This window comes from Meridianimaribacter sp. CL38 (assembly GCF_004328055.1).
Taxonomy (GTDB): Bacteria; Bacteroidota; Bacteroidia; order Flavobacteriales; family Flavobacteriaceae; genus Gaetbulibacter_B; species Gaetbulibacter_B jejuensis.
Map to the genome: position 1 here is coordinate 620,823 of NZ_QKWS01000001.1, position 15,891 is coordinate 636,713.

At 31.6% G+C, this 15,891-nt stretch carries 16 protein-coding genes; 1 reads left to right on the forward strand and 15 read right to left on the reverse strand.

The features are described 5' to 3' along the window. Positions 1–90 precede the first annotated feature (90 nt). The gene (locus tag DMZ43_RS02800) at positions 91–1,332 is read right to left on the reverse strand and encodes an oligosaccharide flippase family protein (RefSeq protein WP_131506126.1); all 1,242 of its coding nucleotides are present in this window, start codon (positions 1,330–1,332) and stop codon (positions 91–93) included. 28 nt (positions 1,333–1,360) lie between these two features. Beyond that, a complete protein-coding gene (locus DMZ43_RS02805) occupies positions 1,361–1,639 on the reverse strand; it encodes an STAS domain-containing protein (RefSeq protein ID WP_131506127.1) in 279 nt (92 codons plus the stop codon). Between the two features lie 153 nt (positions 1,640–1,792). Here DMZ43_RS02805 and DMZ43_RS02810 point away from each other — a divergent pair, with 153 nt between their 5' ends. Then, positions 1,793–3,853: a lipopolysaccharide assembly protein LapB gene (locus DMZ43_RS02810; RefSeq protein WP_131506128.1), complete on the forward strand. Its 2,061-nt coding sequence runs from the start codon at positions 1,793–1,795 to the stop codon at positions 3,851–3,853. Positions 3,854–3,920: 67 nt separating this feature from the next. Here DMZ43_RS02810 and DMZ43_RS02815 read toward each other — a convergent pair whose 3' ends face one another. The 13 genes from DMZ43_RS02815 to hemW all read right to left on the reverse strand — a co-directional run bounded on the left by DMZ43_RS02815 (position 3,921) and on the right by hemW (position 15,861). Continuing rightward, positions 3,921–6,377 carry a DUF4114 domain-containing protein gene (locus DMZ43_RS02815; protein WP_131506129.1) on the reverse strand — a complete coding sequence of 819 codons (2,457 nt, stop codon included), beginning with the start codon at positions 6,375–6,377 and terminating at the stop codon, positions 3,921–3,923. Between the two features lie 92 nt (positions 6,378–6,469). Next, positions 6,470–7,186, reverse strand: coding sequence for a LytTR family DNA-binding domain-containing protein (locus DMZ43_RS02820; RefSeq protein WP_131506130.1), 717 nt, complete (start codon positions 7,184–7,186; stop codon positions 6,470–6,472). A 9-nt stretch (positions 7,187–7,195) separates the two neighbouring features. Further along, positions 7,196–7,513 carry an Hpt domain-containing protein gene (locus DMZ43_RS02825; protein WP_187347838.1) on the reverse strand — a complete coding sequence of 106 codons (318 nt, stop codon included), beginning with the start codon at positions 7,511–7,513 and terminating at the stop codon, positions 7,196–7,198. Continuing rightward, positions 7,500–8,567: an ATP-binding protein gene (locus tag DMZ43_RS02830; protein ID WP_131506131.1), complete on the reverse strand. Its 1,068-nt coding sequence runs from the start codon at positions 8,565–8,567 to the stop codon at positions 7,500–7,502. Before DMZ43_RS02830 ends, DMZ43_RS02825 begins: the two co-directional genes overlap by 14 nt. Then, positions 8,567–9,700 carry an FIST signal transduction protein gene (locus DMZ43_RS02835; protein WP_131506132.1) on the reverse strand — a complete coding sequence of 378 codons (1,134 nt, stop codon included), beginning with the start codon at positions 9,698–9,700 and terminating at the stop codon, positions 8,567–8,569. Before DMZ43_RS02835 ends, DMZ43_RS02830 begins: the two co-directional genes overlap by 1 nt. A gap of 1 nt (position 9,701) precedes the next feature. Beyond that, the gene (locus DMZ43_RS02840; protein WP_131506133.1) at positions 9,702–11,294 is read right to left on the reverse strand and encodes a PAS domain S-box protein; all 1,593 of its coding nucleotides are present in this window, start codon (positions 11,292–11,294) and stop codon (positions 9,702–9,704) included. Further along, complete coding sequence (locus DMZ43_RS02845) at positions 11,291–11,833, reverse strand: heme NO-binding domain-containing protein (protein WP_131506134.1); 543 nt, start codon at positions 11,831–11,833, stop codon at positions 11,291–11,293. Before DMZ43_RS02845 ends, DMZ43_RS02840 begins: the two co-directional genes overlap by 4 nt. After that, positions 11,833–12,243: a response regulator gene (locus DMZ43_RS02850; RefSeq protein ID WP_131506135.1), complete on the reverse strand. Its 411-nt coding sequence runs from the start codon at positions 12,241–12,243 to the stop codon at positions 11,833–11,835. The genes DMZ43_RS02845 and DMZ43_RS02850 overlap by 1 nt, the downstream gene beginning before the upstream one ends. 119 nt (positions 12,244–12,362) lie before the next feature. Continuing rightward, positions 12,363–12,725 carry an MmcQ/YjbR family DNA-binding protein gene (locus DMZ43_RS02855; RefSeq protein WP_131506136.1) on the reverse strand — a complete coding sequence of 121 codons (363 nt, stop codon included), beginning with the start codon at positions 12,723–12,725 and terminating at the stop codon, positions 12,363–12,365. Between the two features lie 289 nt (positions 12,726–13,014). Further along, positions 13,015–13,623, reverse strand: coding sequence for a DUF4230 domain-containing protein (locus DMZ43_RS02860; protein WP_131506137.1), 609 nt, complete (start codon positions 13,621–13,623; stop codon positions 13,015–13,017). A gap of 2 nt (positions 13,624–13,625) precedes the next feature. After that, positions 13,626–13,997: a DUF4260 domain-containing protein gene (locus DMZ43_RS02865; RefSeq protein ID WP_370450254.1), complete on the reverse strand. Its 372-nt coding sequence runs from the start codon at positions 13,995–13,997 to the stop codon at positions 13,626–13,628. After that, a complete protein-coding gene (locus DMZ43_RS02870) occupies positions 13,981–14,730 on the reverse strand; it encodes a cyclase family protein (RefSeq protein ID WP_131506138.1) in 750 nt (249 codons plus the stop codon). The genes DMZ43_RS02865 and DMZ43_RS02870 overlap by 17 nt, the downstream gene beginning before the upstream one ends. After that, positions 14,731–15,861 carry a radical SAM family heme chaperone HemW gene (gene hemW / locus DMZ43_RS02875; RefSeq protein ID WP_131506139.1) on the reverse strand — a complete coding sequence of 377 codons (1,131 nt, stop codon included), beginning with the start codon at positions 15,859–15,861 and terminating at the stop codon, positions 14,731–14,733. Between the last annotated feature and the right edge of the window lie 30 nt (positions 15,862–15,891).

Below are 15,891 nucleotides of genomic sequence, written 5' to 3' on the forward strand. Positions count from 1 at the left end.
TTTGAGGCTTATATTTCCTAAAAAGGGTTGATCTTAGACAGAACGTCTTTTACTGTAGACGAATGGTAATTTGCTTTAGATTAAGTTTCTTTAACGTCTTTTTTGATCAATTACAAAGAATACAACTTGAATTAATAGCAGCAACACCATGGCTATAATTTGCATGTGTACCACTTGTTCTAAACTGTCGTGAAAGAATACGACTAAACCTACTTGAAGCATTCCAAAAAGACCTGAAATAACCACTGGAACATATCTATCTAGAGACAAATAGTAGTAAGCAAACAAGTTTGATATTGCAAACAGTCCTGTTGCTAATGCGTACTTCCATAACAATGGAGCCATTGCTAAATAACTATCTCCAAATAGTAGTGTAATAGTTGTTTCAGGAAACAAAGCACAACCAATAATTATCAAAGCTGCAATAGTTGCTATGTAACCAACATATTTAAATAAAATAGGTGCTGTTTCTTTTCCTTCTTTTTTAAGTTGAATTACAGTTGGCAACAACAACATTACAAACATCCAAGCTATAAAGTAAACGATTCTACCTATAAGCGCTAGCGAAGCATAAAGACCTGCATCATAAGACTCAAAGTAATGCTTAACCAATAATATGTCGCTGTTGTTGATTATAATTTGTGTTAATTCATAAAACGCTGTTATTAAGAAAAAACGTTTTACTTGCTTTGAATATGTTGAAGGTATTGCATAAGGTGATTTAAAGCTGAATCCTTTAAACTTGAATGGTATTAAACCAAACCCAAAAGAAATTAAAATACCCACAGCAATAACTACTGAAGACTGTATGTTGAATAAAAAAATTAAACCTAGCGTGATGAGAAGTCTACTCAACATTTCAGATTGATAAGTAACTGATAATGCTTTAAATTGTTTTTTACCTTGAAAAACGCCTCTGTTTACACTCATTAAAAAATACAAAGGCACTCCAATACCAAAAATAACGAACATACTAGACGAAGATGTATTAAAAACCACCTGTAAGTCTTTAGCAAAAAAGACTATTAAAGCTCCAAATGCTAAACCAAATATTGTGGCATTTTTATAGATTTTAGCTATAAAGCTGTTAAAAATTTCATTCTCAAAAATCACCGAAAATTTAGCAGTCACCAACTGAAATGTCATTGCTACAAATGATAGCACCAACAAAAAAGTGATTAATACTGCGGCATCAGCAAATTGAGCAGGTCCTAAAACACGACCTAAAATAAGATTGTATAAATAGTTTCCTCCGTTTACAGCCAAAACGCTTAACATAAACAGCTGCTCTGGAGACATTTTTTTAACTTTTATTGTAGTAGTTGCTTGCATGACTTTAGGGCTTTAAGATCAAACTTGTTTAGGCTACGTTTTTTAGTCTTAACTCGTCAAAAATTTCTTTACAACCATTCCCTAAAATGTAAAATGGCTTTTTCCAAGCTTCTGCTTTTTCATAAAGTGATTTTAAAGCTCTCATTCCGTTTGAATCAATTTCGGTTACATTATTGATGTCTATCGATAATCCGTTTCCTGAATTAAGTGCTATTGCAAAATGCGCTTGAAAATAGCTTGCAGTTGCAGCATTAATTCTCCCTTTTACTTCAAATGTTTTCTCGTTTCTTGTAATACTAAGTGCCATAATCCAATTATTTTTGTGTGTTTGTTTTTGATTTCTGATACAAATATCTTTCAGAAAACACTGTAAAATGGTTGAATTTCGGTGAGTGGTCGATTGGTGTAGACGAATGATTAAATACGAATGCTTAACTTGCAATTAACTAAACGCTAAAACATGAAACTAAAACCTTTTGTTTTGTTTATCTTTTTCATAAGTAGTATTGTTGCCTACTCGCAAAACATGCAAGAAGGGTTTACATATTTAGAAACAGGAAAGTACAATGAAGCTGAAGATTTTTTTAAACATATTTTAAAAGAATATCCCAATAACAAAACAGCGCGTTTATGTTTTGGAAGAGCAGTTGGATTAAACGGAAACCCAGAACAAGCCAAAGTTATTTTTACCAACTTACTTGCCGATCATCCTAACGATTTTGAAGTGAAATTAAATTATGGTGAATCTTTACTTTGGAATAAAGAATTTAATCAAGCTAAACCCTACTTTAAAGATTTAATTAAAGAAGACCCTAAAAGTTTTCCTGCTTTGTTAAGTTATGCAAACACCTTGTCTAACTTAAAAGATTATGAAAATGCTTTAATTTATGTAGACAAAGCGCTTGAGGTTTCTAACAACAATCCTAATGCGCTAACTTCTAAAAAATACATGCATTTAGGCTATGCTTACCAAAATCAACAAGCACAAAACTATGATGTTGCTGAAGCTATTCTGAAAAAAAATTTAGAAATCTTTAAGGATGACAAAGACACGCTTCTCAATTTAGCTAATCTGTACTTAATTGCTAACAGACTAGAAGATGCCGAAGCAACTTATACTATTTTATCTAAAAATCCTGAAAACAAAATTTTAGCATTGAATGGTTTGTCACTAGTTTCACACTTAAATGGAAAAGAAAAAAAGGCTTTAGCTTTAAGCTCTCAAGCCTATAAAAGTTTAGAGGCTTCATCTGACGAAAAAACAAAACAGCAAACTACAGAACGTTATATTCAGGCGCTTATTTGGAATAAAAAATATAAGCCAGCAAACACACTTATTAATTCTATAATAGAAACAAACCCTAATGAGAATTGGATATTAGCACTTCGAGCAACACTTAATATTTATAAAAGTGATTTCAAAAAGAGTCTAAACGATTATAATCTCATTTTACAAAACGACAGCACGTCGTTTGATGGAAATTTAGGAAAAGCCAATGCATTAAAAGCTTTAGGTAAGTATGACGATGCTTACACATCTGCTGAAAACACTTTAAAATTCTACAACAAACAAAAAGACGCAACTAATTTTATAACAACACTTAATAATAATTTCACGCCTTTTTACGAAGGAAAAGCGTCTTACTCTTTTGATAATGGCGACAATGAAGCTTTTGCATTTAGTAATAATTTAGAATTCCCTCTTTCAACAAAATTTAAAATTTTAGGAAACTACAATTACAGAACCACCAATAATACTACCACCAATAACAAAGCAACTTCAAACGATTTCAGCTTAGGATTATCCTATCAATTAATACCAACTATTACTTTTAAAGGTACTGCTGGTATAACATCGGCAAACGCTAACTCAAGTGATTACACACAGTTACTAACTGATATTTCTTTCAACATTAAACCTTATAAATTACAAGATTTAACTATTGGCTACAAACGCGAAATACAAAGTTTTAATGCCGAATTATTAGATAGAGAAATTGTTCAAAATAACTTTTATGCTAATTATAACGTAAGCACAAATTTTAATTTAGGATGGTTTACTCAATATTTTTACACAAGTCAAAATGACAATAACACTAGAAATCTTCTTTTCACATCTTTGTATTATAACATCTTACCCAAACCATCACTTAAAGCTGGTTTAAACTACCAATACATTACATTTAAAGACCAAGTGCCTACAGTTTATTTTTCTCCTGAAAAGTTTAATGCTGGTGAAGTATTTGTAAACATCATTAAAGATGAAGCTATTACAAAGCCTAAAGAATGGTTTTATGAACTTACTGCTGCAACAGGTTTACAGTTTATAGAAAACAACAAAAGCCAAAGTACTTATAGAGTACAAGGTAAGTTAGGTTATAGTTTTTCTGATCGTTGTTTGGCAAATATATTTGGAACACGAAGTAATATTGCATCAACAACTGCTGCTGGTTTTACTTTTACCGAAATAGGCATACGTTTTAAATGGTTACTTTTTGATAAACCGTTGTTTAGAGACTAAATGCTATATAAACGAAAAGGCAAAAAACTTTCGTCTTTTGCCTAATCTTCTTGCTAATAATCAGGGACTACTTGATAAGCAGCTTCAAAGTATCATAGGTTTGTGTTTTGCTTATTACTTTACAGAAATACAAACCAGAGCTTAAATTGTTTCTATTTATGTTAATTACATTTTTTCCTTGTGAAACATTACTATTCATGTAGTATACCTGCTTACCTAACTGGTTGTACATTACAAATTGCACAGTCTCATTTTGATTAGCCATAAACTGAATAGATGTGTTTACAGTCATTGGATTTGGTATAGCAGTTACAGTATTATTTAGAGTTTCCTCTTCATATGTTTCTAAGTCTAATGTTTCTGCCTCTTGTCTAAATTCTAGTCCATTAACTCCAATACTGAAAGGTGCATAACTTGCATAATCTCCTATTACCGAAAACACTATTGTTTTCACATCATCTATAGTAGCTGATACGCCATTACTATCTACAAAATCAGAAAAAGAAATTGTATAAGTTGTTTCGTTTTGATTTTCTGGAATGGTGTATCTGAATCTATTATTCCAATCTTGCAGGTTTTCTTGCATTAATACAATTTCTATTGGCATATTGTTAGTTATATTGAATTTTAATGCTGAATACTCGGTTACATCTAGTGTTTGATCTCCTGGTAACACGTGTCTGAATAAATTTACATTACCCTTTACTTGACCAGAAACCATAGGTTGTCTTTCAACTTCATAAGCATCATCAGTATAATCTATTGCTTGATTGTCTACAAAAAATGTATCTACTGTTGCATACTCTTCAAGATAGTCAACTCCCCAAGGTCCATCAGCTAGGTATAACGCGTCTTGTTGTGTTGATGCACTTGTAGTTAAAGAGAACCCAATATCAAATAAACTTCCTGTTTGTATAGAAACCGAATCATTCCAATCTCCATTTAAGCTTATTGCTTGTGTCATATTTGTTCTATCAGACACTTCTGTTGCTGCAATACTACCATTGAATGTAAATGATGATGCACTGACTTTGTTAATGATATTTAAGTGTAAAGCACCATTACTGTAATATCCTGAACTCACAAATACTGGAGGAACTACATCGCTTAAAGTTTCACTATTTAAAGGCTTTTCAGCTGTTAAAGTATCAATAATGTGATTTCCTATTGAAAACACTTGTGAGAATGAACTACCCCAAATTTGGAAGTTATAATAATCGCCTTCTGGGTATTGTGCTATATTCCAAAAGCTATATAATTCATTAGCTGCATCACCTAACTTTACTGAAAAGCTTAAAGTAAACTCTGTTTCTCCTGTAGCTCTTTTTATTTTTGAACTTATAATTTGATGACCTCTTACAGTTACAGTTCTAACATCTTCTAGAGATGAACTATTTAATCTATCACAAATCACCTTTGAGTGATCATAAATACTACCTTCTGTTGCAGTTGCTAAAACTGCAGAAACTCTAGTTTCTTCTTTATAAAAATCTACTGAAAATATTTCTGATGCGTTTGTTACACCTAGTAAATCTTCTGGACTAGACACATAAGCAGTTTCTGTTCCGTACATACCTGTTTCTGGCAAATAAGACTCTAGTGTTGGTGTGTTTGTACTAGATCTGTACAGTATTTGTTGCTTAACAAATGGTGCTTGCTGCACTTTTCTATTTTGAACTTGACCTGTTTTAGTTCTTTTAAAGTTTCTTTTAGCAATTAAACCTGCTAAATTACCATTACTTTCAAGTCCGCCATCATTAGCTGAAGACACATCAGTTGCACTTGAAACATCTGCATAATTTGTTGTTCTTAATGCCTCATATGGATTTGCTGACACATAAAAAATAGCATCGTTAAAATCGTTATCACAAGAGCCATAATCTCTTCTTATGTCTTCAAAACCAAGAATAATACGCTCATTATTTGGATCGTTTAGTAACACATTATGGTGTCTTAAATTTTCTTGAGCTTCAGGGTTATAATCTGGATTTGAAAATAATTGCCATAAACCATTTCCAACAGAACTACTACCAGAGCTCCAAGCATTTGCCAACAACACCCAACCAATTCCTGTTCCTGGTTGAAATGTTCCTATTTTCACTTTATCTCCTACTACTAATCCGCCACCACTACCTAATGCTGACACGTTAGGAAAAATAATAGTAATGTCTTCTGGTTGAGGCGCAGTAGCTGGTGGATTGTTTACATCGTACGTATAAAAACCTAAAACATTTTTATAACCTGCACCTTCGCTAACAAATGTTACCCAAACATCTGCTAAATCATCAATAATTAAATCGGTATCATATCCTGATGAAATGTAATGCGGATTGTAATCTGGTACAGGATAACTTTCAGGTAAAGAACTGCTAATCATTTCTAATGTAGCAACATCAACGGTGTCTCCCATAGGTTCTAAATAATCTGGAACTCCATTTGCGCTGTAAGATCCTAAATATTGATAGTTTTGAGCGTTGATTGTAGCACTCAAACATAAACATAATAATAGTAGTAGTTTTTTCATGATATAATAGATTTATACCACAAAACTATACTGTTGTTAAGGTGTAAAGATTATTTTTCGACGAGTAAAAATTTACTGTAGACGAATGGAATTTAAAGCAAGTTAAGACGTTTCATTAATTCCGGTCTATTAGAACGACTTACCGGAATTACATCTTTTTTAATAAGTACGCTATTATCTTCTATATCAATAATTTTATCAACGTTAATGATATAAGAACGATGTATTTTCAAGAACAAATCGTTAGGTAGTTTTTCTTCAATTTTTTTTAAGGTAGAATGTACTGTATAGTTTTTGTCTTCGGTTTTTACATTAATGTAATCGCCTTTGGCTTCAACCAAATATATGCTTGGAATATCAATCTTAATTAAACGCCTATCAATATTTACATACAAGTCGTTACCTGAAGTTGTTTCTACTTTTTCTGTATTAGCATCAGACTTTTTAGGTGCTGTACTTGCTACGCTTTCAGCTTTTAAAATGGCTTTTTGAAAACGTTCAGGTGTAATAGGTTTAACTAAATAATCAACAATACAATCATACTCAAAAGCTTCAATAGCAAATTTAGGATCTGAAGTGGTAAGTATTATTTTTGGAGGATTTTTTAGAGTTTGTATAAAATCAAAACCAGTAAAATCAGGCATATGAATATCTAAAAAAATCAAATCGACTTCGTTTTGATTTAAATATTTTATGGCTTGTATAGCATTAGGAAATTCTTCTAGAACGTTTAAACTAGAAATATTACTACATAACTGCGAAATGATAACTCGTGCAGTAGCTTCGTCGTCAATAATTATACAATTCATAAAATTAGGTTATAGGGTCTCTAAAAACTCTGTCATGATTTGTAAGATAGATTCAAAATCTTCTTTACCTGTTGTGCTACTTTCTATAAGGTTATGCTCATAGGTTACAGCAACATCATAACTTTTTTCAAGTCCTAAAATACTAATTTTATGTTTAAGTTTATGAACGTTTTCGGCAGCCTCCTTAAAATTATTAGCGTTTATGTTATTAAAATAAATGCGCTTTTCTTCAGGAAACTCTGTTTTTATAATATCTATTAGCTTTTGCTCAAAGGCTTTGTCTCCTCCTGACATACTTGCTATGTAAGATAAATTAGGCTGCTCCATCTAGTTGTTTTTTTAAGGTGAAAAAGAATGTGGTTCCTTCATTAAGTTTAGAGGTTAACCATATTTCACCTCCATAAATTTCTACAATCTTTTTTACTATTGACAATCCTATTCCTGTTGAATCCACACTGTTTTCAAGTTTTTCAAAAGTGTTAAATATCTTATCATGATACTGCTCATCAATACCTATACCATTATCCTTGACATAAAACTCCCAGTGTTCGCCTTTATCTAAAGCACCTAATTCCACAAAACCATTTTCTTTGTCGTTATACTTAACAGCATTATCAATAAGGTTTTGAAATAATTGAATCAATCTGCTTTTGTCTCCATAAATCTGTGGTAAATGGTTTACTTTAACCTTGAAATTTCCAGGTAAATGCATAACCGAAACCAACTCGTTTACTAGATTTTTTAAATCTACATCATAAAACTCTACTTCACTTTTCGAAATGGTTGAGTATTGTAAAATTCCATTGATAAGCGTGTCCATTTTTTCAACATTGGCTCTTACCAAGTTAAGTTGAGAATTACAATGAGCGTCTAGTTTGTCTTTATTATCTTCTATTAACCAAGATACAAGTGTATCAATACTGCGAAGAGGAGATTTTAAATCATGAGATACCATATGTGCATAATCACTAAGTTCTTGGTTTTGGTGCTCTAACTCCTTTAATAATTTTTCTCGCTGCTTATTAATTTCCAAAATTTCTCTTGCTTGATTATCAATAAAATCAACAAGTTTTAGTTCATCCAAATCATTATTAGTTTCACTCTCACTAGAAGTATTATCCACTAGACCTTTAAAGGTTTTTGTAACTCGCTTAAGCTTGTCTATAATATTTTTTTGAGATTCAGCTTCTTCCCTTAGTTTTTGATTAGCTTCAAACAGTTCATCAGAGCTAATGGTCATTGCACGCTGTTGCATATTAAACTGCTCATCAAAGTTGGTGTATGACCTATCAACAGCATCTAAAAACTGTTCTATTTTTTCATCTGAGGCTAATTCTTCAGTTAAGTATTTTCTTATTTGACGTTTTAGTAATGAATTCATTATTCGCTTATTAGCGTTATAGTCATGGTTTGATTATGTAATTGACAGTTAATTTCAAGATTAAAAGGCGCTATTTCTCCATAAGAGTAAAAACCACAAATTGTTGTATCGTCTCCAACTATTGAAACTACTTCTTCAATCTCTTCCTCAACACGTTGGTCTAATACAAGTTTTCTACCAATACAACTAACTAGTAATGCTAATTGAGGTTTTGTTTTTCGTTTTTCAATTGCTTGTTTAGCAGCCAATTCTGATGCATTTGCAATATTATCTACATTAGTCATCATTAACTGTACTCTAGAATTCTCAGGAATATCACCTGCTAAAACCATAGCGTTAGTTTCTTCATCAATATTTAAAATAGTACGCACGTAAGACTGCTTTTCGTTGGCAGACAACACATTAAGCGGATACAACAATGCTGCTGCTGGTAACTCTTTAGATTTTTCACCTAAATACTTTTTATACAAATCTAAAGCTGGTTGACCATCTAGCTCAAACAACACATTAGACTCTGACGAAGTTACTACACGTTCTGGTCCAAAAGGTGTCCAACCTCCATGAATTGCAAATGAAGCTTCAAAAGTTTCGCCATAAAAACCAATAGCAATTATTTCTCCTTGCTTAGGGTTTTCATTGTATGATGCTAGTGTTTTTTCAAAACGTGCAGCATCACCACATAAACCTCCTGTAACAAGCAACTCATTATCACTTGCTGCATTCATACCTTTAGTAAGCTGGCTTCCGTTTATAAAACTACCTTCTGAAATTACGAAAACGTGTTTTAATCCTTCTTGGTCGAACTGATTTACTAGATCTTGTCCTGTTTTAAAACTGTCCAAATCTGAATTTAGCACGTTGCTCCTTTTTATTTGAAATGTGCTTCTTTCAAACTCAATTGCTGTTACAGTTATGCTATCATCTGAAACAAATTGAGAAGTTATATCTCCACTGGTTGAACCAAATACGAGATGACCATCTGGGAATTTTTGACGAAGCTCATCGTAAATCCCTTCATCTTCTAATAAAAATCTATTACCAAACACTAAAACCAAAGGTTGTTTTAATGTTACATCATTTGAAAGATATTCCCATCCTTGGTCTTGTTGTTTTCTTAACTGTACTGTTTTCATATTATTTTTTTAATGTGAAATAAAATGTGGTTCCTTTTTTGGGCTCACTTTCTAACCATATTTCACCTTCGTGTAAATTGACAATCTTTTTTACAATAGATAAACCAACACCAGTTGAGTCTTTACTTTTGTTTAACGAATGAAAGATTTTAAAAATTTTATCGTGATATTGTTTTTCAATTCCTATACCATTATCAGACACTGAAAACTGATAAAATTCTCCTACGTCTTTAACATTAATATGAATTTCTCCTTTTGGTTTATCAATGAACTTTACAGCATTGCTAATTAAGTTTTGAAACAATTGCTGCAGTTTTACTTTATCTCCTTTTACAACAGGTAACTTATTAGCCACAGAAATATTTATATGTTTTGGAACATATAGTATTTGACACAGCTCATTAACAACTTCGCTTAAATTTACATCAATTTTTTCTTTATCATCTGAACCAACACTAGAATATTCTAAAACATCGGAAATGAGTTGTTCCATTTTTTCCAAAGTGGTTTCAATATGACTTATATTTTGAAGACTTGCCTCATCAAGCTTATCTTTATTATCTTCTTTAATCCATTGCATTAAAGCATCTATACTTCTTAGAGGAGATTTTAAATCGTGAGATACTATGTGAGCATACTCTTGAAGCTCATTGTTACTTTTTTCTAATTTAGATAAAAGGTTTTCCTTTTGTAATTGTAAGCTTTTAAGGTCAGTAATATCTAGATGAATTCCTATTGAACCAATGACATCTCCATTTATATCATAATTTGGAGCTCCACTAATTAGCCAATGCCTTATATTGCCTTGTTTAGTTTTTACTTTTATTTCGTATGAGTTCGACTCTCCTTTTAAACGCTTAATGTTTTCCTCTGCAATAACATCAGTCCCACCTTCAACAGGAAAAATAAGTCCTCCTTTTTTACCTTTTAGTTCTTCTTCAGTATACCCAGACATTTCAGAAAAACTCTGGTTAATCATTTGAATTTCATCATCATTATTCACCTCCACAAGACCTAAATTCATGTTAGCAATAATACTACTATACTTTTGTTTTTCGGCTTCAATAGCTGATCTATACTTATTTTCCAAAGTAATATCTCTTACTATTCCTTGAGCTGCTACAGGTTTATTGTCATCATTTAAAATGATACTTGCGTTGATTTGAACTAGCTTTTGTTCTCCATTTTTAGTGTTCAGTTTTATTTGAAAGTTTGTAATTGAACCTTCAGTAATTAAGGCTTCAAAACTGTTCATGACATTATCAACTTCTGATGGGTCTGCTAGTTCTAATAGATTTAAATTGTCTTTTTCATTATTGAAGCCTAGTAAATTTATTGCAGCATCATTCATTTTAATGACATTTCCCCATAGGTCCATTACCACATAGGCATCAACAATGTTTTCAAAAACACCTTTAAGTTCTAGTGTTTTTTCTTTAACAAGCTTTTCGAGTTTTTTATTAGATTCTTGTAGTTTTTGGGTAGTATCATAGAGTTGAGCAGACTTTTGTTCTAGGATTTCTTCGGCTGCTTTTCGTGCAGCCTTTTCTCTTGCAAGTGCTCTTTTAAGAATCTCTATTTCTTCTTGACTCATTGTTTTTTATTAATGGTAAACCTTACTTCTGTACCTTCTTCATTAAGCTTTTCAAAATCAATTTCAGCTGGTACTTTAAACAGTTTAAAGGTTTCTAACATTAATCCTTTCCCTAGCATATACAATGCCTTATCAGATTTATAAACCATTACCATTTTGGTGTCGGTTTTTTCTTCTAATTCAAACGTAGGTAATTGTGCTTCAGGGTAAATTTTCTTGACCTCAACATGAATGTGATTTTCTATAGAAGCTAACAAATCCATTGGGTCTTTGTAGTGTTCAACTAAGTTTGGGTGCGATTTTATTAGGGCTTTAAACAAATGTTCAGAATACACCATTAGTAAATCATCTACAGAGATGTCAGTGTTTTCACTTAAATGCGAAATAAGTTGAAGCATCTCTGAAAACTCATAGGTTCCAACTGCAGTGTAAACACCGTTTGATTCTAAATTTGATTGGTTTATGATTTTATCAACCATAACTAAACCAAATTTTTCTTCAACTAACTCTAAAAACTCTGTAAAAATTATTCCTTTCACTATGCTGTAATTAATTCGTTAATACTCCAATATGCTAATAATTTTTCAATTTTAGAAACATAATCTTCATATTTTAATGGTTTTAAAACATAGCCAGCAATTCCAATTTTGTAACACTCCAGTAAATCTCGTTGATTATTAGAGGTTGTAAGAATTATAGTAGGAATATATTTAAGTCTATCATCATTTTTAAGGATTTTTAAAAACTCAATACCGTTAATTTTAGGCATGTTAAGATCCAACAAAATGATATCAGGAAGATTATCTTTTTGCTCAAGAAGTTTTAAGGCTTCTTCACCATTATTAGCTTCTCTTATTTTATGATTTAGTTGAAGTGAGCTAGAAGCTCTATTAAGCTTCATTACTTCAATCATATCGTCTTCTATAAGTAAAACATTGAGGGTTTTCATGTCAAATAATTAATATTAATCTGCAAAATAAATTAATACTTAATATTTGTATCTTTTAATTCGTTTGAGGGTGATTAAGTGTCGACGAATGGAATTTAAGTGTCGACGAATGAAATTGACTAGTTTAACTGCTCTCTCATTTTTTTAGTCATTCCCTTAACTACCATATCATAAGAATGATCAATGAGTTCAAATAGAAATGCTGCAGAAATCTCACCTGAATTGAGCTCAACAGAGTTCCAATGCACTTTGCTCATATGGTATCCTGGATAAATACTATCGTACTCAGCTCTTAACTCTTGAGCATACTCAGGATCGCACTTTAAATTAATGAAGCGATTACCTGACTCCCATTTTTCAAGTCCTACCAAAGCAAACATTTTACCTAAAACCTTAAACACTAAGGTGTGTTCATCAAAAGGAAAATCTTCAGTGACGCCTTTCTTCTTTAAACAGTGATTACGTAGTTGATCTATGTTCATTTGGAATAAAGTATATATAAAAGAAAGATAAGGTTTATAATAATCGCTAAGTAGTGAATTTTATAGTTAAAATCAATTTTCCGATTTAAAACATTAAATAATACCCAATCAACTATTATCCACGTAGAAGCTAAAATAACAATAAATAAAGGTATTATAAAACCTATTGGTGGTGTATGACTTGATACTAAACCATATTTTAAACTTGAAAAAACTGTTAATAAAGCGCCAAACGCGTATACTGAACATTTTATATAATAATAAATGTTATTCCTGACAGTTTTCAAAATCATGAAATTTGTTTAACGTTGTTGTCTTCAATTTTTAATGCAGAATAGTCTAACGACCAACCAATGGTTTGCACGATATTTTCAATTAATGAAATGGCCTCAAGCGCTTCTTGTTTTGCGACATTAAACAGTCCGCTTTCTGGCACTTTGTTCATAATATGAATTTTTGCTTCGTTGTGCAACTCAGTTAAATCAGAAGCTTCAAACTTATTGAACATACCATCTTTTTTATCGTAATAATTTAAATCGGTTTCAACACTTAGCACTTCAGGTTGTGGAAAATGATACAACTTTACGGTTTTTGTTTTAGTATCCGATTCCATTTTTATTTTTGACAAATCAAATCCAACATGTGCTTTGGCGTTGATAACCACGAGTGCTTTCTTTTTACTTGTAACTAGTTTTAGAAAGCGTTCTTTTACATCTTCGTAATGATAAATTTCGGCAAAATCACCTTCAACAGTAATAAACTTGCACACTTTTTTTATTTTATCTAAGAGTATAACCGATTGTGAATTTGTACGCTTTTTAATTTGAAATTGCTTTACTATAGTTACAATAGCCAAGGTTACCAAAATGCTAATAATGATTATAAAGAATGTTTCCATAATTAATCTTTTCCTATACTACCCAAATGAGTGTTCTTAAATGAATCGGGAAATTTTAATCCATAGCCAAAAATTCTATCCATTGAGGCATGTGAAAATAAAATAACACCTGTAAGTTTTAGAGGTTCACTTTCAAAATACATGCCAATAAAATACACAAGTATTGCAACTGCTTTATTGTGAAAAATATTATAACTAATAGCTCCAACCTTAGTGTTAACATAGTATCCTAACGCACCAACGTCTGGAAGTAAAATCAATACCAAAAACCACCACCAAGCATAAGTAAGCTGGTTAAAAGCAAAAATTCCTAAGGCAAACATTGCCAATTCTTCAATTTTTAATTGTAGCTTAATATTAGTTAATAACTTCATACAAAACAGGTTTACTTGGTGTAGCATCGTTTTCAAAAGGTGCTATTTGCAGGTTTAAAAAGTAAGTACCATCTACCACATTATTAGGCACAAAAATAAACTCAGTTATAGTTGCATCTAACCTTAGTTTTCCTGTGGTATTCCAAAATGCATTATGAGCCAACAGCTTACCTTCGTCCTTTTCTTTATCTACACTTGGCAAGTCGATAAGTAAGTGCTTAACGCCTTTCTTTTTTAAATAATTAGCAGTCTCCTCAAGCAAATACGTTGGGTTTGTATTAGAATACTGCATTGACAGTTTTTCTTTGGTATTTGGTATGGTTCTTATGACTACTGCATCTCTTTTTTTGTTTCCTAATGCAAATTGCACTTGCTTTTTAGAAATCACAAAATCATCATTCAATTTTTCTGGCGCGACTGTTATAACTTCAGCTAAAAAAAAGAATTGATTAAGGTTTTGGTTTATAGAGTGTACTTTTTTTGTAATGTGTCCTACACACTCAGTATGTGTGCCATGAGCATGCGGGTTAAACTGAATGTTATTAAAATTAACAGGCGACCCTTTAGCTACACTAGCAATCCAATCTTCTATTTGAACAGGCTCAATTTTTGGTTCATCAATATACCACGCATTTACATTTTGTTTTGAGGCAATTAACGGTATGGATATGTCAATTGGTTGTGAAAAATCTATTTTATATTTGTTTGAGTTGTATTGTATGCTTGCAATCATTTATGTGTTTATTTTAAATAAGTCTGAAGCGATGCCATCGCTTAAAAATTTTCCTTTTTTGGTGACTAACAATTTGTTTTCTTCAATATACAACAATTCATTTTTTAAATGGTTATCTGCTTGACTCAAAAGATAGCTTTTGTAGTCTTTACCAAAATCACGTTCAACTTTATCTAAAGACACTCCCCAAATAGTACGCAACCCAGTCATAACATATTCGTTGTATGCATCAGTTACTGTTAGGGTTTCGATTTCTATTGGTAGTTCGTGATTTAATATTGATTTAATGTATTTTGAATTGTTATTTATGTTCCAGCCTCTAGTGGCTCCATCAAACGAATGTGCTGAAGGACCTATGCCTAAATAAGGTTTTCCTTGCCAATAGGCAGAATTATTTCTACTAAAGAAACCTTCTTTTCCAAAGTTTGAAAGTTCGTAATGCACAAACCCATTTTGGTTTAGTTTTTCAATTAATATATGAAACTGCTCATTAGCCAAATCATCGTCAACATTGGCTATAATACCTTTTTTTATGAAATGTTCCAAAGCTGTTTTAGGTTCTACGGTTAAAGCGTAGCTTGAAATATGAGGAATATTAAACTCTAATGCAGTGTCAATATTTTCAATCCAACGTTCATTGGTTAACCCTGGAATTCCATAAATTAAATCGATAGAAATATTATTAAAATATTGTGTTGCTTGCTCTAAACAGGTTTTAGCTTCATTAGCATTATGAGCACGATTCATTAGCTTTAAATCATCTTCAAAAAAAGACTGAATGCCTATACTCAATCTATTTACAGAACTTTTTGACAATGCTTTTAAATACTCCAGATTTAAATCATCAGGATTTGCTTCAAGAGTAATTTCGGCAGTTTCAGAAACCTGATAATCTATCTTTATCAAGCCAATAAGCCATTCAATATCTTCAACTTTTAAAATGCTTGGAGTTCCACCACCAAAATAAATGGTCTCTATTGTGGTATTTTTCATTTCGTTTTTACGCAAAATGAGTTCCACTTTAAGAGCTGACAACATTTTATCTTCTTGCTTTAACGATGTAGAAAAATGAAAATCGCAATAGTGACAAGCTTGCTTGCAAAATGGTATATGAATGTAGATTCCGCTCATTTAGTCCTCAGTTTTCAGTGGTAGTTGGCA